19 protein-coding genes and 7 tRNA genes are annotated in these 17,185 nt (G+C 66.2%); 23 read left to right on the top strand and 3 right to left on the bottom strand.

The window, feature by feature from the left end:
• Positions 1–290 precede the first annotated feature (290 nt).
• Together AC0J5J_RS03815 and AC0J5J_RS03810 are read left to right on the top strand one after the other, a co-directional pair.
• Positions 291–1,022: a YqjF family protein gene (locus tag AC0J5J_RS03815; protein WP_474899572.1), complete on the top strand. Its 732-nt coding sequence runs from the start codon at positions 291–293 to the stop codon at positions 1,020–1,022.
• 159 nt (positions 1,023–1,181) lie between these two features.
• Positions 1,182–2,492: an HNH endonuclease signature motif containing protein gene (locus AC0J5J_RS03810; RefSeq protein ID WP_474899570.1), complete on the top strand. Its 1,311-nt coding sequence runs from the start codon at positions 1,182–1,184 to the stop codon at positions 2,490–2,492.
• A gap of 241 nt (positions 2,493–2,733) precedes the next feature.
• Here the strand turns inward: AC0J5J_RS03810 and AC0J5J_RS03805 are convergent, their stop codons facing one another.
• On the bottom strand, positions 2,734–2,925 hold the full coding sequence (locus AC0J5J_RS03805) for a hypothetical protein (protein ID WP_474899568.1): 192 nt from the start codon (positions 2,923–2,925) through the stop codon (positions 2,734–2,736).
• An 81-nt stretch (positions 2,926–3,006) separates the two neighbouring features.
• Between AC0J5J_RS03805 and AC0J5J_RS03800 the strand changes: the two genes are divergently transcribed.
• The gene (locus AC0J5J_RS03800) at positions 3,007–3,510 is read left to right on the top strand and encodes an N-acetyltransferase family protein (RefSeq protein WP_474899566.1); all 504 of its coding nucleotides are present in this window, start codon (positions 3,007–3,009) and stop codon (positions 3,508–3,510) included.
• A 25-nt stretch (positions 3,511–3,535) separates the two neighbouring features.
• Here the strand turns inward: AC0J5J_RS03800 and AC0J5J_RS03795 are convergent, their stop codons facing one another.
• The gene (locus AC0J5J_RS03795) at positions 3,536–4,246 is read right to left on the bottom strand and encodes a M50 family metallopeptidase (RefSeq protein ID WP_474899564.1); all 711 of its coding nucleotides are present in this window, start codon (positions 4,244–4,246) and stop codon (positions 3,536–3,538) included.
• 79 nt (positions 4,247–4,325) lie between these two features.
• Between AC0J5J_RS03795 and AC0J5J_RS03790 the strand changes: the two genes are divergently transcribed.
• Positions 4,326–4,499 (top strand): CsbD family protein, encoded by a 174-nt coding sequence (locus tag AC0J5J_RS03790; protein WP_134425234.1) that lies wholly within the window; start codon positions 4,326–4,328, stop codon positions 4,497–4,499.
• Between the two features lie 73 nt (positions 4,500–4,572).
• The gene (locus AC0J5J_RS03785) at positions 4,573–4,734 is read left to right on the top strand and encodes a hypothetical protein (RefSeq protein WP_166785541.1); all 162 of its coding nucleotides are present in this window, start codon (positions 4,573–4,575) and stop codon (positions 4,732–4,734) included.
• A 73-nt stretch (positions 4,735–4,807) separates the two neighbouring features.
• Here the strand turns inward: AC0J5J_RS03785 and AC0J5J_RS03780 are convergent.
• Positions 4,808–4,880: transfer RNA gene (locus AC0J5J_RS03780), tRNA-Val, on the bottom strand.
• Positions 4,881–5,032: 152 nt separating this feature from the next.
• Between AC0J5J_RS03780 and AC0J5J_RS03775 the strand changes: the two genes are divergently transcribed.
• The 18 genes from AC0J5J_RS03775 (at position 5,033) to secF (ending at position 17,124) form a co-directional block, all read left to right on the top strand.
• Positions 5,033–5,104, top strand: a tRNA-Gly gene (locus tag AC0J5J_RS03775).
• Positions 5,105–5,153: 49 nt separating this feature from the next.
• A tRNA-Cys gene (locus AC0J5J_RS03770) sits at positions 5,154–5,227 on the top strand.
• 26 nt (positions 5,228–5,253) lie between these two features.
• Positions 5,254–5,325 (top strand) — tRNA-Val (locus AC0J5J_RS03765).
• A gap of 187 nt (positions 5,326–5,512) precedes the next feature.
• Positions 5,513–5,584: transfer RNA gene (locus AC0J5J_RS03760), tRNA-Gly, on the top strand.
• Between the two features lie 49 nt (positions 5,585–5,633).
• Positions 5,634–5,707, top strand: a tRNA-Cys gene (locus AC0J5J_RS03755).
• 26 nt (positions 5,708–5,733) lie between these two features.
• A tRNA-Val gene (locus tag AC0J5J_RS03750) sits at positions 5,734–5,805 on the top strand.
• Between the two features lie 177 nt (positions 5,806–5,982).
• Positions 5,983–7,905, top strand: coding sequence for a threonine--tRNA ligase (thrS, locus tag AC0J5J_RS03745; RefSeq protein WP_241972631.1), 1,923 nt, complete (start codon positions 5,983–5,985; stop codon positions 7,903–7,905).
• Position 7,906: 1 nt separating this feature from the next.
• Complete coding sequence (locus tag AC0J5J_RS03740; protein WP_134423637.1) at positions 7,907–8,470, top strand: HIT family protein; 564 nt, start codon at positions 7,907–7,909, stop codon at positions 8,468–8,470.
• Positions 8,471–8,538: 68 nt separating this feature from the next.
• A complete protein-coding gene (gene pdxS / locus AC0J5J_RS03735) occupies positions 8,539–9,435 on the top strand; it encodes a pyridoxal 5'-phosphate synthase lyase subunit PdxS (RefSeq protein ID WP_134423636.1) in 897 nt (298 codons plus the stop codon).
• A gap of 10 nt (positions 9,436–9,445) precedes the next feature.
• Complete coding sequence (pdxT, locus tag AC0J5J_RS03730) at positions 9,446–10,039, top strand: pyridoxal 5'-phosphate synthase glutaminase subunit PdxT (protein WP_134423635.1); 594 nt, start codon at positions 9,446–9,448, stop codon at positions 10,037–10,039.
• A 9-nt stretch (positions 10,040–10,048) separates the two neighbouring features.
• Entirely contained in the window at positions 10,049–10,591 is a 543-nt protein-coding gene (locus tag AC0J5J_RS03725; protein WP_134423634.1) for a DUF1697 domain-containing protein, read from the top strand.
• 162 nt (positions 10,592–10,753) lie between these two features.
• Positions 10,754–11,518 (top strand): YebC/PmpR family DNA-binding transcriptional regulator, encoded by a 765-nt coding sequence (locus tag AC0J5J_RS03720; protein ID WP_134423633.1) that lies wholly within the window; start codon positions 10,754–10,756, stop codon positions 11,516–11,518.
• A gap of 4 nt (positions 11,519–11,522) precedes the next feature.
• A complete protein-coding gene (gene ruvC / locus AC0J5J_RS03715; protein ID WP_474899562.1) occupies positions 11,523–12,125 on the top strand; it encodes a crossover junction endodeoxyribonuclease RuvC in 603 nt (200 codons plus the stop codon).
• Positions 12,122–12,745, top strand: coding sequence for a Holliday junction branch migration protein RuvA (gene ruvA, locus AC0J5J_RS03710; RefSeq protein WP_134423631.1), 624 nt, complete (start codon positions 12,122–12,124; stop codon positions 12,743–12,745). The genes ruvC and ruvA overlap by 4 nt, the downstream gene beginning before the upstream one ends.
• A 14-nt stretch (positions 12,746–12,759) precedes the next feature.
• A complete protein-coding gene (gene ruvB, locus AC0J5J_RS03705) occupies positions 12,760–13,809 on the top strand; it encodes a Holliday junction branch migration DNA helicase RuvB (protein WP_134423685.1) in 1,050 nt (349 codons plus the stop codon).
• Positions 13,810–13,929: 120 nt separating this feature from the next.
• Positions 13,930–14,295 carry a preprotein translocase subunit YajC gene (gene yajC, locus AC0J5J_RS03700; protein ID WP_474899560.1) on the top strand — a complete coding sequence of 122 codons (366 nt, stop codon included), beginning with the start codon at positions 13,930–13,932 and terminating at the stop codon, positions 14,293–14,295.
• Positions 14,296–14,362: 67 nt separating this feature from the next.
• Complete coding sequence (secD, locus tag AC0J5J_RS03695; RefSeq protein WP_474899558.1) at positions 14,363–16,099, top strand: protein translocase subunit SecD; 1,737 nt, start codon at positions 14,363–14,365, stop codon at positions 16,097–16,099.
• Positions 16,099–17,124 carry a protein translocase subunit SecF gene (gene secF, locus AC0J5J_RS03690; RefSeq protein WP_474899556.1) on the top strand — a complete coding sequence of 342 codons (1,026 nt, stop codon included), beginning with the start codon at positions 16,099–16,101 and terminating at the stop codon, positions 17,122–17,124. The genes secD and secF overlap by 1 nt, the downstream gene beginning before the upstream one ends.
• Positions 17,125–17,185 lie beyond the last annotated feature (61 nt).

Genomic DNA, 17,185 nt, shown 5'->3' with positions numbered 1-17,185 from the left:
GGGATGAGCAGCAATCCACAGGGCTCAAGGAACTGTCGCCTCCATCGTGGATAGCGGGTCCTGGCCGTCCTCATCCGAGGAAGGTGACAATTGGCTGACCCTCCATAATGGGGGGTATGACGGCGGAACCCCGCATCCGCTGCCAGCAAAAACGCAGGTTCAGCGGTATTTCCGGTCCAGGAAAGGCTTCGCGTCAGTGGGGTGGAACCGGTTCCCGGGCGAGTAGCATTAACCCGCACGGAGTTCCTCAGGGTGCTCGGTGCAGCACGCTGAGCAAGGGAGAGTTCCAGATGACGGATGCCGCGATGGACCCGATCTCGGCGGTCGCGCCCCGGCTCGCGGGGCGGGACTCCTCCAGCCAACGCTGGTCGAATCTGATGTTCCTGCACTGGCGCGTGGACGCAGACCTCGTGGCACCCCTGTTGCCGGAGGGTCTCGTTCCGGACGAATTCGACGGAACCAGCTGGGTCGGGTTGATTCCGTTCGTGCTCGACCGCGCCACCGTCTTCGGTAGCCCGCCCATCCCGTATTTCGGCACCTTCGTCGAGGTGAACGTGCGCCTGTACGCGGTCGACGCGAATGGTCACCGCGGCGTTGTCTTCGTCTCCCTGGAAGCTTCCCGCCTCGCGGCCGTGCTGGCCGCCCGGGCGCTCTTCTCGATCCCGTACATGTGGTCGCGCACCCGGCTCGAGGTCGTGTCGGGGGAGTACCACTACACCTCCCGTCGCCACCTCGCTGCCGGGGCGCACACCGAGATCGTGGTGCGGCCGACCATGCGTCCGGTGGTCGGAGACCCGCTCGCCGACTTCCTCACCGCGCGCTGGGCTCTCTTCACTCGCACGCGGGGGCGCACGGTGCACCTGCGTAACCACCACGAGCCGTGGGATCTTTTCGAGGCCGAGCTGGTGAGTCTTGACGACACCCTGCTTGCCGTGGCCGGTTTCCCCGGGCTAGCCGCCCGCGCGCCGGATTCCGTGCTCTATTCACCCGGTGTCACGACCTGGTTCGGCGCTGCCGGCTGAGCTGCAGCCGGGTCTGGGTCCGTAGCCGGGGCTGTAGTCGGGGCTGTCGAGCCTCGGTCGATTCCTCCACAATGTCGCCCTGATCGGGTTATCCACAGGACACCCGGAGCCGGGCGGATGCCGCGGGGAATGTCGGTGGGTGCCCGTAACGTGTGTCTCATGAGGCCCTCATTCATTGCCGAGCAGGAGGCTCTCGCGGCGCATTTCGAGGCGATCGCGGAGGCCGAACGGGCCATCGCGCAGGCCTTTGCGCGGCGGGCGGAGTTGGTCGAGGCGGGCCGGCGGTTCGGGCAGTCGCGGGCGAACGCGGCCGTGCGGCTGCCGGGGTCGCGGTGGGATGCGGCGGAGGTCGCGGAGCGGGAGTTCGTGAGTGAGTTGGCGTGCACGATCCGGGTGCCGCGGCGCACGGCGGAGAACCTGATCGCGGAGAGCCGGGCCCTGGCCGTCGAGCTCCCCGCGACCCGGGTCGCGTTGGCGGCGGGGGAGATCAGTTATCAGCATGCGCGGGCGGTGATCAATCAGGCCTGGTCGGTGCCCGAGGAGGCGAAGCCCGCGTTCGAGGCGGCGGTGCTGCGTGCGGCGGGTACGGTGACGGCGTCGAAGCTGAAGTATCGGGCGCGGCTGTTGCGGGAACGTCTGCACCCGGAGACGATCAGGGCCCGGCACCAGAAGTCGGTGCGGGACCGGGCGGTGTTCTTCGAGCCCGAACCCGACGGCATGGCGTCGCTGACGCTGTATGACAGTGCGGAGAAGGTGGCCGGGGCGTTCGAGCGGGTGACGCTGGCCGCGTTGAGCCTGCAGGGTTCGGGCGAGGAGCGCACGCTGACGCAGTTGACGGCGGATGTGTTCGCCGACGTGATCCTCGACGGGGTCACACCGTCCGGGGTCGGCAAGGGTATTCGGGGTGCGGTGAACGTGACAGTTCCGGTGCTCACGTTGATGGGGCTCGGTGAGGAGCCGGGGTTCCTGGAGGGGTATGGGCCGATCGACCCGGACACGGCCCGGCAGATCGCGGCCGGGGCGCCGAGCTTCACCCGCATCCTGGTGCACCCGGAAACGGGCGCCGTGCTGTCGGTCGGCCGGGACCGGTACAAGGTGCCGAAAGACCTGAAACGGTTGCTGCGGGTGCGGGACAAAACCTGCCGGTTCCCGGGCTGCAACAAATCGGCCGCGCACTGCGACCTGGACCATTCCGTGGATTGGCAGTTCGACGGTGTGACCGCGCACGACAATCTCGCGCACCTGTGCCGGGCGTGTCATGCGCTCAAGAGTGAGACCGGGTGGCGGGTGGTGCATCTCGGTGACGGGTTGCTGGAGTGGACGTCGCCGACGGGGCGCACGTTCGTGAGTGAGCCGGCCACGATCATCCACTCGGCGTCGACGGCCGCGAAACCGGCCACGAACCCGGCGGAACCGGGGCCCGAGCCGGGGTCCGACTCAGGCGAAACGCCCGAACCCGCACCCTTCTAGTCGGAGGTTCGGCCGCCGTGGACCCAGTACTGCGCTCAGGGTGACTCGCTCCGCACGACCAGGGGAGCGCACACGGGCTGCGGCCAGAGCTGAAGCAGGTAGAGCTGAAGCAGGTAGAGCTCAGACGGCAGTGCCCAGGTCCCAGGGGGGCGATCGTGGCCCCAGATCCGGCTGTCACGGGGAATTCGACAACGCGGCGACCACGCCTCGAACACTGATCATCGTGAGCCTGCTCGGGCGACTAACGCGATCTGCGAGAGCGGAGGGCCACGCCCCCGACGGGGAGTGCAACCAGCCCTGACGCGCAGAGAAGGGCGATCCACTCTCCGGTGGCCAGGCTCAGCCACAGGCCGAGCGCAAGAATCGACACGCTGAAGACGACTCCGAAAACCTGCATCCAACGTCGTGTTGAGTCGATCTCCGCGGTTGACATGGCCTCAGGCTAGCGGGCGTGCGCCGCGGGTGAAGGCAGCGCCGACGAAAGCCCATACCGCGTGTCTGACATAGTCGGTGGATGGACGACGTCACCCTTACTCTTCCCTCCGGTTCTGCGATCCTTCGGCGTGCTGTGCTGCGGGACCTGACTGCCATCGTGGGGCTTCTCGCGGATGATTCCATCAGCGCGTCCCGAGGCGACACGGGCAAGACGGAAGACCGGCCCGCCTACGAGCGGGCCTTCGCCGCAATCGACGCCGATCCGGCGCAGCAGCTGCTGGTCGCGACGTCGCTCCAGGGCGATGTGGTCGCCACCATGCAGCTCACCGTCATCCCCGGGCTCTCCCGCGTCGGGTCATCCCGGTTGCAGATCGAGGCCGTTCGGGTGCGATCAGATCAGAGGAGCCGAGGGCTCGGCGGGGCGATGATCGAGTGGGCGACGCGCAATGCCCCGGCTTTCGGCGCACACCTCGTGCAACTCACCTCGGACGCCGCCCGCGGCGATGCGCACCGGTTCTATGAACGGTTGGGTTTCACGCCGTCCCACGTCGGCTTCAAATACGCTGTGCCGGCGATCGACTGAGGCTGAGGCCCCTCGACCGTCCGGTTCAGGCCAGCAGGCCGAGGAACCGGGCGGCGAACCCGGCGCACGCCACGGTCGCGGCGAAGAACACGGCCACCCAGACCACGCCCGGCAGGTGGGTCAGACGTGCCAGCTGGTCGGCGTCCGATGCGCCGCCGCGGCTTCTGGACCGCGAACGTTGCAGCTCGACAACCGTGCGCATGGCTCCGAAGAGCAGGAACGCCGTGAGCAGCAGGGCGAAGACGCTCTGCACCGGGGGAGACCCGAACCACGTGATTCCGAAGACCAGGCCGGCTGTGACGAGCACAGACCAGAGCCCGAACCAGTTGCGGATCTGTATCAACAGCAGCGCGAGGGCGGCCAGCAGCAACCACAGCAGGCCGATGTCGTAGCCGTGGCTGAGCATCCCGGCCGCGCCGAGCCCCAGCAGGGCTGGTGCCGTGTAACCGGCCAGCAGGGTCAGCACCATGCCGAGGCCGCGCGGGCGCCCGCTGCTCACGGTCAGCCCCGACGTGTCGGAGTGCAGACGGATGCCGCCCAGCCGGCGTCCGCTCAACGTCGCCACGACAGCGTGGCCGCCCTCGTGCACGATCGTGATGACGTGGCGGCTGACCCGCCACACGGCCGGAACCAGGACAAGCGCGGCGGCGGCCACGATGGTCAGCCATGCCGTGAGCGCGGGAAGAGGGGCATTTCGGGCGGAGAGTTGCCCCCAGAGTCCGATCAGCCCGTCCATGCCTGTCAGCCTAGATGACCGTGGCCGGGAGTTTTATACTGACGACACAACACCGGGTACGAGCGAAAGGACCCACTCCATGAGCGCGTCGGACAAGATCAAGAACACCGCCGAGGAAGCCGTCGGCAAAGCCAAGGAAGCCGCCGGAAAACTGACCGACAATGAGCGTCTGGAAGCGGAAGGCAAAGCCGACCAGGCCAAGGCGAACCTCAAGCAGGCCGGAGAGAACGTGAAGGATGCCCTCAAGGACTGACCGGCAGGCACAAGCATCACTGAACAGACCGTTCTTCACTGAGAGTCCAACCAATGAAAGGTGGGGGAGAACCATGAATGTCCTCCTCGTCATCGTCGCTATTGTCGCCATCGTTCTACTGCTCACGGGAGGATTCGTTGAGTCGCTCAACTTCCTCATCTGGGTCGGCATCGTTCTCGCCGTGATCGCCCTGATCGTCTGGCTCGCTCGCGTGATCTCGGGAAACCGAGCCTGATCACGCTGCTCGCCGAATGACGGAGTAAGCGGACAAATGAAAAAGCCCCGGATATCCGGGGCTTTTTCTCGTGTGGGCGATACCGGACTCGAACCGATGACCTCTTCCGTGTGAAGGAAGCGCGCTACCAACTGCGCCAATCGCCCATGTGGCCAGAGCTGCAACCACGAGTTCTGATACTAGCCCAGAGCGGACGACTGGCGCACATCGAGAGCAGGCAACACGCCGGTGCGGCTCGGTTTGAATATGCGCGGGCCTATCCGCTAGAGTCTTCAAGCGCGCAGAAATGTGTGCAGTTGCGGATGTGGCGCAGTGGTAGCGCATCACCTTGCCAAGGTGAGGGTCGCGAGTTCGAATCTCGTCATCCGCTCGAATGGAATCGGCCGAAAGGCCGGTTCTTTTTGATACGAATCCCAAGTGGTGGGTTGGCCGAGAGGCGAGGCAACGGCCTGCAAAGCCGTGTACACGGGTTCGAATCCCGTATCCACCTCCACTCCAGAAAAGCGATTTTCAGGAACTGGGCGATTGGCGCAGCGGTAGCGCGCTTCCCTGACACGGAAGAGGTCACTGGTTCGATCCCAGTATCGCCCACAGTTGTAGTGCGAGACAGATAAACCCCCGGTAACTCGGGGGTTTTTTCTTTGCCTGCCCGGGGCCTGATTTTACGGGGGAGTCGGCCCTCTCCCGTGCTCTCGGCGAGGGTTCGCCGCTCCGGGTGCGGCGAGCCTGTCCAGAATCGGGTAGAGTCTTCCAAGTCAGCAAATAATGCAGGCGAAGTGCGGATGTGGCGCAGTGGTAGCGCATCACCTTGCCAAGGTGAGGGTCGCGAGTTCGAATCTCGTCATCCGCTCGAATGGAATCGGCCGAAAGGCCGGTTCTTTTTGATACGAATCCCAAGTGGTGGGTTGGCCGAGAGGCGAGGCAACGGCCTGCAAAGCCGTGTACACGGGTTCGAATCCCGTATCCACCTCCACTCCAGAAAAGCGATTTTCAGGAACTGGGCGATTGGCGCAGCGGTAGCGCGCTTCCCTGACACGGAAGAGGTCACTGGTTCGATCCCAGTATCGCCCACAGTTGTAGTGCGAGACAGATAAACCCCCGGTAACTCGGGGGTTTTTTTGTGCCCGACACCGCTGTGCCCATCCGGGTCGGGGTGCGCCGCTAAAGTTGATGGGGTTCGAACAATACTGAGGAGTAATACACGTGGCTGACGGCTTTGAGCTATTCACCGACCGGTCCGTTGTCGCAATGCGCGTCAACGGCGAGCTCAGGGATCTCGCCACGACGGTGACTCCGACCGACGTCGTCGAACCGGTGACGATCGGCTCTCCCGACGGTCTCAGCATCCTGCGCCACTCCGCGGCCCACGTGCTCGCCCAGGCCGTGCAGACCGTGAACCCCGCCGCGCGGCTGGGCATCGGCCCGCCCGTCACCGACGGTTTCTACTACGACTTCGACGTCGCAGAGGCATTCACCCCCGAGGACGTCAAGTCGCTCGAAAAGGCCATGGACCGGATCATCCGGCAGGGCCAGCGGTTCGTGCGCCGCGTCGTGACCGACGACCAGGCGAGGGAAGAACTTGCAGCGGAGCCGTACAAGTTGGAGCTGATCGGGCTCAAGGGCGGTGCCGCGGACACCGCCGACAACGAGTCGGTCGAGGTCGGCGGCGCCGAACTCACCATCTACGACAACGTGGACCCGAAGACGGGGGAGACGGTCTGGAAGGACCTCTGCCGAGGCCCGCACCTGCCGAACACCCGCATGATCGGCAACGGATACTCCCTGACCCGGCTGGCCGCCGCCTACTGGCGTGGTTCCGAGAAGAACCCGCAACTGCAGCGCATCTACGGCACCGCCTGGCCGACCAAGGACGAGTTGCGCGCCTACAAGGCCCGCCAGGAGGAGGCTGCCAAGCGCGACCACCGCAAGCTCGGCGCCGAACTGGACCTGTTCAGCTTTCCTGAGGAGATCGGGTCGGGTCTGCCTGTCTTCCACCCCAAGGGCGGCATCATCCGCCAGGAGATGGAGAACTACTCCCGCAAGCGGCACACCGAGGCCGGCTATGACTTCGTCTACACGCCTCACATCACCAAGTCGAACCTGTTCGAAACCTCCGGCCACCTCGACTGGTACTCCGACGGCATGTTCCCGCCCATGAAGCTCGATGCGGAGTACGACGCCGACGGTCATATGACCCGCCAGGGCGTCGACTATTACCTCAAGCCGATGAACTGCCCGTTCCACAACCTGATTTTCCGCTCCAGCGGCCGCAGCTATCGCGACCTGCCGATGCGACTGTTCGAATTCGGCTCCGTCTACCGCTACGAGAAGTCCGGGGTCGTGCACGGCCTCACCCGTGTGCGCGGCATGACGCAGGACGACGCGCACATCTACACCACCCGCGAAGGCATGAAGGACGAGCTCACCAGCACCCTGAATTTCGTGCTGAAGCTGCTCGCCGACTACGGCCTCGAGGACTACTACCTCGAGCTGTCCACGAAGGACCCGAAGAAATTCGTCGGCACCGACGAGGCCTGGGCGGAAGCGACCGACACCCTGCGCGAGGTCGCCGAAGCATCCGGCCTCGAGCTCGTCGCCGACCCGGGCGGCGCCGCCTTCTACGGCCCGAAGATCTCCGTGCAGGCTCGCGACGCGATCGGCCGCACCTGGCAGATGTCCACGATTCAGCTGGACTTCAACCTGCCGGAGCGCTTCGACCTCGAATACACCGCCCCCGACGGCTCGCGCCAGCGCCCGGTGATGATCCACCGCGCCCTGTTCGGATCGATCGAGCGCTTCTTCGCGGTGCTCACCGAGCACTACGCGGGGGCCTTCCCGGTGTGGCTGTCCCCGGTGCAGGTGGTGGGCATCCCGGTCTCCGAGCAGTACGGCCCGTACCTCGACGAGATCGTCGGCCGTCTCAAGGCCGCCGGCGTGCGTGCCGAGGTCGACCACTCCGACGACCGGATGCAGAAGAAGATCCGTAACCACACCAAGGCCAAGGTTCCGTTCCAGCTGATCGTCGGCGAGGACGACCGTGACAACGGTGCGGTCAGCTTCCGGTTCCGTGACGGCACCCAGGAGAACGGCGTACCGGCCGACGAGGCCATCCGTCGCATCATCGCTGCGATCGAGACACGGGCCCAGGTCACGACTCAGGGCCAGGCCTGACGTGGAGGAGCAGAGCGGCGGGTTCGAGGGGCTCGAACAGTCGTCCGATTTCGCCGCGGTCCCGGATGCCTTCCAACGGCTCTGGACACCCCACCGCATGGTCTACATCCAGGACGGGCAGCAGCCGCACGCCGACGCCTGCCCGTTCTGCCTGGCACCCAGCATGACCGACGAGAAGGCCCTGATCGTGGCGCGCGGTGAACACGCCTACGTGCTGCTGAACCTGTTCCCCTACAACAGCGGACACCTTCTGGTCTGCCCCTACCGGCACATTGCGACGTATGACGAGGCGAGCCCGGAGGAGATCGCCGAAATCGGTAGTCTGACCCAGGTGGCCATGCGCGTGCTCAAGGCGGTGTCCCACTGCGACGGGTTCAATATCGGCATGAACCAGGGCCGGATCGCGGGCGCCGGGATCGCCGAGCACCTGCACCAGCACATCGTTCCCCGCTGGGCGCTGGACTCGAACTTCTTCCCGATCATCGCCGGCACGAAGGCGATTCCCCGCCTGCTCGGCGATGTTCGACGCGAAGTCGCAGACGGCTGGCCGAAGGATGGCAACTAGCCGTATATACCTCCCCACCGGCACCCGCCGGCCGGAACCGACACCACCCAAGGAATAGAATCACAGCTATGACTGAAACCACTTCCGCCTTTGGTTCGAGCCGCGTCAAGCGTGGACTCGCCGACATGATGAAGGGCGGCGTCATCATGGACGTCGTCAACGCCGAGCAGGCACGCATCGCCGAGGACGCCGGTGCTGTCGCCGTCATGGCCCTTGAACGCGTACCCGCCGACATCCGCTCCCAGGGTGGTGTCGCCCGCATGAGCGACCCGGACCTGATCGACAGCATCATCGCCGAGGTCTCCATCCCCGTGATGGCCAAGGCACGGATCGGCCACTTCGTGGAAGCGCAGATCCTGCAGGCGCTGAACGTCGACTACATCGACGAGTCCGAGGTGCTCAGCCCCGCTGACTACGTCAACCACATCGACAAGTGGAACTTCACGGTTCCGTTCGTTTGCGGAGCCACCAACCTGGGTGAGGCGCTTCGCCGCATCACGGAGGGCGCGGCCATGATCCGGTCCAAGGGCGAGGCCGGCACCGGCGACGTCTCCGAGGCCATGAAGCACATCCGCACCATCAAGGGCGAGGTTGCGCGCCTGTCCGCCCTGAGCAAGGACGAACTGTACGTCGCCGCGAAGGAATTGCAGGCCCCGTACGAACTCGTCGCCGAGATCGCCTCCACCGGCAAGCTCCCCGTCGTGTTGTTCGTCGCCGGCGGCGTGGCCACCCCGGCCGACGCGGCCCTGATGATGCAGATGGGTGCGGACGGCGTGTTCGTCGGCTCCGGGATCTTCAAGTCGGGCAACCCGCAGGCTCGCGCGAACGCCATCGTCAAGGCCGTCACGTTCTACGACGACCCCAGTGTGATCGCCTCCGTCTCCCGCGGACTGGGCGAGGCCATGGTCGGCATCAACGTGTCCGACCTCGCCGCGCCGCACCGCCTCTCCGAGCGCGGCTGGTAGCCACCCGTTCGTGAGCGTTGGAGTTCTCGCCCTCCAGGGTGACTTTCGTGAGCATGCCGCGGTTCTTCGGAACCTCGGCGCCGAGGTCGAACTCATCCGCCGCCCGGAAGAACTGGCCCGCATCAGCGGGCTGGTGATTCCGGGCGGTGAATCCAGCGTGATGGACAAACTGGCGCGCGCGTTCGGCCTCGCCGACCCGCTCGCGAAGGCCGTGCGGGCCGGCTTGCCCGTGTATGGAACCTGCGCCGGGCTGATCATGCTCGCCGACTCCGTCATCGACGGGATCCGAGGCCAGCAGACCATCGGCGGGCTCGACATCGCGGTGCGCCGCAACGCCTTCGGCTCGCAGACGCTGTCCTTCGAGACCGACCTCGACGTTCCCGTGCTCGGTGCTTCGCCGGTGCATGCCGTGTTCATCCGGGCTCCCGTGGTGGAGACCGTCGGGCCCCGCGCCCGGGCCCTGGCCACGCTCCCCGACGGACGCTGCGTCGCGGTCGAGCAGGACAACCTGCTCGGCACCTCGTTCCACCCGGAGATCAGCGGGGAATACCGCTTCCACGAATATTTCCTGCAGAAGGTGGCCGACGCCCGCTTCCGTCACTAGGCTCCGCTCATGGCCGACTGGGTGGCGCTCCTGCGCGGAATCAACGTGAACGGGATCACCATCACAATGGCGGACCTGCAGGGTGTGTTCCGCGAACTCGGCCACACGCATGTCCGCACGGTCCTGGCCAGCGGCAACGTGCTGTTCACGTCGGGTGAAACGGATGCCGCCGCGCTCAAACTCCGGATCGAACGCGCCCTGTCCAACGCCTTCGGCTATCAGGCGTGGATCGTGCTCGTCGGCGTCGGCACCCTCGATGCGGTGGTGCGGGACTTCCCGTTCGACGCCCAGCGCGACGGCTGGCATCCCTATGTCGTCTTCGGAGCCGAACAATCCGCTCTCGACGAGTTGATCGAGGCGGCCGGTCCGCTCGACCCGCTCACGGAAGAGGTGCGGCCCGGGGCGAGCGTGCTCTACTGGCAGGTGCGCCGAAGCGTCGGCATCAACAGCCCGTTCAGCAAGCTCAGCGGCAGGGCCCGCTATCGGTCGACCACGACCACGCGCAACCTGCGCACACTGCACAAGGTGCTCGCCGCCGCCCCGGGCGCGTGAAGCCCGTCCCATCAGGCATCGCGGGTTAGAATGGGGCGCACTCCAAGGTGCAGCGACCAGTGGCACAGCAGTGCAGCGACCAGCGGCAGCGAGCACCCCGGCGCCAATCGACAGCCAAGTCACGACAGCCAAGTCACGACAGCCAAAGACAACGGGAGATTCATGTCCGGACATTCCAAGTGGGCGACAACGAAGCACCAGAAGGCGGTCACCGACTCGCGTCGGGCCAAGGCCTTCGCCAAGCTGATCAAGAACATCGAAGTCGCGGCCCGCATGGGCGGCGCCGACCTCTCCGGGAACCCGACCCTGGTCGACGCGATCCAGAAAGCCAAGAAGACCTCTGTTCCCAATGACAACATCGATCGTGCCGTCAAGCGCGGCGCCGGACTGTCCGGCGAAGTTGTCGACTACACGACCATCATGTACGAGGGCTACGCCGCGCACGGCGTCGCCGTGATGATCGAGTGTCTGACCGACAACAAGAACCGCGCGGCCGCCGAGGTGCGCACCACCATGTCCCGCAACGGCGGCAACATGGCCGACCCGGGCAGCGTTGCGTACAACTTCCACCGCAAGGGCATCGTCGTCGTGCCGAAGAGCAACGCCCTCACCGAAGACGACGTGCTCCTCGCCGTGCTCGACGCGGGTGCCGAAGAGGTCGTCGACGACGGGGAGAAATTCGAGGTCTTCAGCGAAGCGCACGACCTCGTCGCGACCCGCACCGCCCTGCAGACGGCGGGAATCGACTACGACTCCGCCGACATCGCCTTCGTGCCCCAGCTCAAGGTCGAGGTCGACGCCGAGACCGCCCGCAAGGTCTTCCGGCTGATCGACGCCCTCGAAGAGCTCGATGACGTGCAGAACATCTACAGCAACTACGACGTGTCGCCCGAGGTCATCGCGGAGCTTCAGGCCGAAGCCGAGTAACGCGGTGTCAGTCCGGGTTCTGGGCATCGATCCCGGGCTGACCCGCTGCGGGGTGGGCATCGTCGACGTCGCCGGCAACCGTTCCGCGACGCTCGTCGACGTGACCGTGCTGCGCAGCTCGCCCGACCTGCCCCTCGAGCAGCGGTTGCTGCTGATCAGCCGGGGCCTGGAAGACATGCTCGACCGCCACCAGCCTGCCGTCGTCGCCATCGAGCGGGTCTTCGCCCAGAACAACGTCAGCACGGTGATGGGAACGGCCCAGATCAGCGGCGTCGCCCTGCTCCTCGCGGCGCAGCGCGGACTCACCGTCACCCTGCACACCCCGAGCGAGGTCAAGGCCGCCATCACCGGGTACGGTTCCGCGGACAAGGCCCAGGTCGGCCTCATGGTCGCGCGGGTGCTGGGCCTGACCGAGGTACCCAAGCCGGCGGATGCCGCGGACGCCCTGGCCATCGCCATCTGCCACGCGTGGCGCACCGGTGCCTCCGGCGGCACCCTGCCCACGGCCGCCGACGTTGCACCCGGCATCCTGACGCCGGCCCAGAAGGTGTGGCGCGCCGCCGAGCGCAACGCGGTGTCGTCGGTGCCCCGTAGTCTGAAGCGGTGATTGCTTCCGTACGTGGCCTTGTCCTGTCTGCCCTGGGTTCCGTGGCGGTGATCGAGGTCGGGGGAGTCGGCCTCGCTGTGCAGGTCACCCCCACGACCGCCCTGAGCCTCCGCGTCGGCACCGAAGCGCTGCTCTCCACCACGCTGATCGTGCGCGAAGACTCGCTCACGCTCTACGGCTTTCCGGCCGCCGATGAACTCGAGGTCTTCGAACTCCTGGTCGGCGTGACCGGGGTCGGGCCGAAATCTGCCCTCGGCGTGCTGGCGGTGCTCAGCCCCAGCCAGATCGCCCAAGCCGTCTCGTCCGAAGACGACGGCGCCTTCCGCAAGGTCAGCGGCATCGGCCCGAAGACGGCGAAACTGATCGTGCTGTCGCTGGCCGGCAAGGTCTTCGTCACGACCACGGCCGCGGCAGCCTCCCGCCCGGCGCCCACGAGCGCTTCGGCGAATGTGCAGGCGGCTCTGATCGGTCTCGGCTGGTCGGAGAAGGTGGCCGCGCAGGCCGTCGAGGAGACCCTCGCCGAGTCGAACGAACCAGAGCTGATCGGTGTGGCCGCCCTGCTCCGCCTGGTTCTGGCCCGACTCGGACCGGCCCAGCAGGCATCGGAGCGTCGCGCGTGAGCGGCGCGCAGGGCCTGGCGGGCGACCCCGGCGTTGAACTGACCCGGCCGGAACTCGAAGGCGACGCCGAACTGGCCTTCGAGGGGGCCTTGCGACCGCGCAGCCTGGGCGAGTTCGTCGGCCAGCAGAAGGTGCGCGGTCAGCTCCAGCTGCTGCTGACGGCGGCCACCATGCAGAGCCGCACCCCCGATCACATCCTCCTCGCGGGCCCGCCCGGGCTCGGCAAGACCACCCTCGCCATGATCATCGCCTATGAGGGCAACCGACCGTTACGGATGTCCAGCGGCCCGGCCATCCAGCACGCGGGCGACCTCGCAGCCGTGCTCTCATCGCTGGTGCCGGGGGAGGTGCTCTTCATCGACGAGATCCACCGGATGGCCCGTTCCGCCGAGGAAATGCTCTACCTGGCCATGGAAGACTTCCGTATCGACATCATGGTCGGCAAGGGTGCCGGAGCCACCTCCGTGCCGCTCGACCTGGCGCCGTTCACCCTCGTGGGTGCCACCACCCGGTCCGGGCTGCTGCCCAACCCGCTTCGCGACCGGTTCGGTTTCACCGCCCACCTGGAGTTCTACGCCGACCACGAACTCGAACAGGTCCTCGGTCGCGCCGCCAAGCTGCTCGACCTCGTCATCGAGAAGGAGGCCCTGGCCGAGATCGCCGGCCGCTGCCGCGGCACGCCGCGAATCGCCAACCGTCTCCTCCGACGGGTTCGCGACTATGCGCTGGTGCACGGGGGAGACGCCGATCTCGCCGCCGTTCACGCCGCCCTCGAGCTCTACGACGTGGACGCCATCGGCCTCGACCGGCTCGACCGGGAGGTGATGCGCATCATCCTGACCCGTTTTGGGGGAGGACCGGTGGGTCTCAACACCCTGGCGGTCTCCGTGGGCGAGGAGTCCGAGACCATCGAGGCAGTCGTGGAGCCGTTCCTCGTGCGAATCGGTTTTCTGATGCGCACCCCGCGTGGACGCGTGGCCACCCCGGAGGCGTGGCGGCATTTCGGCCTGAGCGCACCTCAGGCAGGCGGGCCGCCAGTGCCTCTTATGCTGGATGACCTATAATTCGAGTTGGTTCGCCTAGAACCATTCGTGCGGGTTCCCCCCGGAACCGGCACGCACAGACTTCGGCCCTCGTGCCGCTACCGGAAGGTTCACAGTTTTATGGATCCGTTGACTCTTGTCATGCTCGCCGTTCTCGCGGCGCTCGTGTTCTTCATGTTCCGCAACAGCCGCAAGCGCCAGAAGGACCAGGCTGCACTGCAGTCCCAGATGGTCGTCGGAGCCGACGTGATGACCAACTTCGGCCTGTACGGCACGATCATCGCGATCGATGAAGAAGCGAACAAGGTCGCCCTTGAGATCGCTCCGGGCACCGTCGTTCAGCTGCACCGTCAGACCATCGCCCGTGTCGTCGAACCGATCGTGGCCGAGCCTGAAGATGAGGGTGTCGCCGAACTGAACCAGGACAACGCCACCGTCATGGGCGAGCCCGACTTCGGCCAGCGCATCGCAGACACCGACGACGAGCCCAAAAAGGGCGACGCGTAACCAATCCCTCTCCATGCCCGCGCCTCGGCGCGGGCATGAGCATGAGCATAGAAAGCTGAGTTCTCTGGTGGCAAAGTCGTCTCCGGCCAAGAAGGCCTGGCGTTCCCTCACGTGGCTGGGTGTGATCATCGTCGGCCTGATCGCGCTCAACACGGCCGGCGTCCTCACCGGCGGCGGATCCTGGACGCCCAAGCTGGCCCTCGACCTCGAGGGTGGCACGCAGATCATCCTCGCGCCGAAGCTCGAAACCGGGCAATCCGTCTCCTCGGACCAGCTGAACGAGGCCGTGAAGATCATCCGGCAACGCATCGACTCGGCGGGAGTCTCCGAAGCGGAGATCAACACCCAGGGCGGCCAGAACATCGTCGTGTCCATCCCCGGTGTGCCGGACGACGCCACCATCAACCGGATCGAGTCCTCGGCCAAGCTCGAGTTCCGGCCGGTCCTCGTCGCCGGAGCACCCTCGGTGGCAGCCGTGGGTGAAGACGTGATCGGCGAAGACGGTGTGGCCACGCCCGCCCCGGCGCCCCCGGTCGACCCCAGCCTGGAGAGCACCCCCACCGCGGTTCCCACCGACGGGAGCGACCTGAACTGGATCACTCCCGCTCTCCAGGCCGAGTACGAAGCCTTCGATTGCAGCAAGATCGACAACACCAGTGTGGCCCCGGCCGACGAGCCTCTGATCACCTGCGAGTCCGACGGGTCGATCAAGTACATCCTCGGACCGGTGGAAGTCAGCGGTGAGAACGTCTCCGACGCCACCAACGGCCAGCAGACCACCCAGAGCGGCGCCACCACCGGCGAATGGGTCGTCAACATCGTCTTCGACAGCACGGGAGCGAAGGACTTCGCCACGGTCAGCACGCGGCTGAGCGGACTCACCGGGGCTCAGAACCAGTTCGCGATCGTGCTCGACGGCAACGTCATCTCCGCCCCGCGCACCCTCGCCGTCATCACCGACGGCAACGCGCAGATCAGCGGCAACTTCGACCAGGATTCCTCCAAGGCCCTCGCCGACCAGCTCAAATTCGGCGCCCTGCCGATCAGCTTCACGGTGCAGAGCCAGGACACCATCTCCGCCACCCTCGGCTCGAGCCAGCTCACCGGTGGCCTGATCGCCGGTCTGATCGGCCTCATCCTGGTCGTGATCTACTCGCTCATCCAATACCGGCTGCTCGGGCTTGTCACGGTCGCGTCTCTCACCGTCGCCGCCGTCATCACCTATCTGTTGATCACGATCCTGTCCTGGCGGGAGGGCTACCGCCTGTCCCTGGCCGGCGTCGCCGGTCTGATCGTCGCGATCGGCATCACGGCGGACTCCTTCATCGTCTACTTCGAGCGTGTGCGTGACGAACTCCGGGACGGCCGCGGGCTCGAGTCCTCGGTGGAAGCCGGCTGGAAGCGCGCCCTGCGCACCATCCTCGCCTCCGACGCCGTCAACATCCTGGCGGCCGGTGTTCTGTTCATCGTCGCCGTCGGCAATGTGAAGGGCTTCGCCCTCACCCTCGGACTCACCACCCTGGTCGACGTGCTCGTCGTCATGCTCTTCACGCACCCGATGCTCCAGCTGCTCGCGCGCACCCGGTTCTTCAACGAGGGTCACAAGTACAGTGGGCTCGACCCGCGGGCACTGGGCGCCGCCTACCGCGGCCGGGCAACGTTCAAGACGGCGTCGGACATGCCGTCCGCCAAACTGTCCTCGGCCAGCCGTGAGGCAGCCAAACGCCAGACCATCGCCGAACGCAAGGCAGCAGAACTCGTCGGTTCCAGTACGGATCGATCGACCGATGGGAAGGATTCCTAATGGCCAGCTTCGCCCAGTTCGGCAACGATCTGCACACCGGTAAGCGTTCGTTCGACATCGTCGGACGCCGCAAGACCTGGTACCTGGTCGCCCTGGTTGCTCTCCTCGTGGCCATTGTGGTTCCCCAGCTGCGCGGCGGATTCGTCTTCGGCATCGAATTCACCGGAGGATCCGAGTTCAAGATCTCCGATGTGGCCGAGCAGGACCAGGCCGCGGCCGCCGACGCGGTGACCGAGGTTGTGCCGCTGGCCGCGCCGAAGGTGACCAGCGTCAGCACCACCGGCATCCGGGTACAGACCGACCAGCTCACCAGCGACGAGACCCGCGAGGTGCGCGCCGCCCTGGCGGATGCCTACGAGGTGCCGATCGAACAGGTCACAGCCTCCTTCATCGGCGCGACCTGGGGCCAGGACATCACCGGTCAGGCCCTGCGCGGACTCCTCATCTTCCTCGTGCTCGCTGCCATCGGCATGGCCCTGTACTTCCGCACCTGGAAGATGTCGCTCGCGGCCATGACGGCGCTGATGCACGACCTCGTCATCACCGCCGGTATCTACGGCATCACCGGGTTCGAGATCACCCCGGCGGCCGTGATCGGATTCCTCACCATCCTCGGCTACTCGCTCTACGACACCGTCGTGGTCTTCGACAAGATCCGTGAGAACACGACCGAACCCGGTGCGGAGACGCGCACGTTCGGCGAGTCGGTCAACCTTGCGGTCAACCAGACCCTGGTGCGCTCGATCAACACCTCGGTCGTCGCGGTGCTGCCGGTGGCCTCGATCCTCTTCATCGGAACCCTCGTGCTCGGGGCCGGAACCCTGCGGGACATCTCGCTGGCCCTGCTGATCGGCATCATCGCCGGCGCCTACTCGACGATCTTCATCGCGTCGCCGCTGTACGCTCAGATCCGCTCCGCGGAGCCGGCCGTGCGGAGGGCCGACCAGAAGGTTCTCGCCCAGCGGGCGAAGGCCGGCTCTGTGAAGGCCGGCTCTGTGAAGGTGGCCGAGCAGGTCAAGGCCTGACAGCGAGACTCGTCCTGCCCGGGCCGGAGTGGTAAGCAACCGGCCCGGGAGCAGTGATAAT

This window comes from Cryobacterium sp. TS_SC_7 (genome assembly GCF_056156285.1).
Note: the sequence above shows the minus strand (reverse complement) of the source record. Positions and strands in the feature narration are given on the sequence as shown.

Bases quoted from the DNA above. Each gene is read 5' to 3' on its own strand.
- AC0J5J_RS03805 (WP_474899568.1), bottom strand. From the start codon at position 2,925: ATGTCAACCGCGGAGATCGACTCAACACGACGTTGGATGCAGGTTTTC.
- AC0J5J_RS03810 (WP_474899570.1), top strand. From the start codon at position 1,182: ATGAGGCCCTCATTCATTGCCGAGCAGGAGGCTCTCGCGGCGCATTTC.
- AC0J5J_RS03720 (WP_134423633.1), top strand. From the start codon at position 10,754: ATGTCCGGACATTCCAAGTGGGCGACAACGAAGCACCAGAAGGCGGTC.
- secF (WP_474899556.1), top strand. From the start codon at position 16,099: ATGGCCAGCTTCGCCCAGTTCGGCAACGATCTGCACACCGGTAAGCGT.
- yajC (WP_474899560.1), top strand. From the start codon at position 13,930: ATGCTCGCCGTTCTCGCGGCGCTCGTGTTCTTCATGTTCCGCAACAGC.
- AC0J5J_RS03815 (WP_474899572.1), top strand. From the start codon at position 291: ATGACGGATGCCGCGATGGACCCGATCTCGGCGGTCGCGCCCCGGCTC.
- AC0J5J_RS03795 (WP_474899564.1), bottom strand. From the start codon at position 4,246: ATGGACGGGCTGATCGGACTCTGGGGGCAACTCTCCGCCCGAAATGCC.
- AC0J5J_RS03790 (WP_134425234.1), top strand. From the start codon at position 4,326: ATGAGCGCGTCGGACAAGATCAAGAACACCGCCGAGGAAGCCGTCGGC.
- pdxS (WP_134423636.1), top strand. From the start codon at position 8,539: ATGACTGAAACCACTTCCGCCTTTGGTTCGAGCCGCGTCAAGCGTGGA.
- AC0J5J_RS03785 (WP_166785541.1), top strand. From the start codon at position 4,573: ATGAATGTCCTCCTCGTCATCGTCGCTATTGTCGCCATCGTTCTACTG.
- thrS (WP_241972631.1), top strand. From the start codon at position 5,983: ATGCGCGTCAACGGCGAGCTCAGGGATCTCGCCACGACGGTGACTCCG.
- AC0J5J_RS03800 (WP_474899566.1), top strand. From the start codon at position 3,007: ATGGACGACGTCACCCTTACTCTTCCCTCCGGTTCTGCGATCCTTCGG.
- AC0J5J_RS03725 (WP_134423634.1), top strand. From the start codon at position 10,049: ATGGCCGACTGGGTGGCGCTCCTGCGCGGAATCAACGTGAACGGGATC.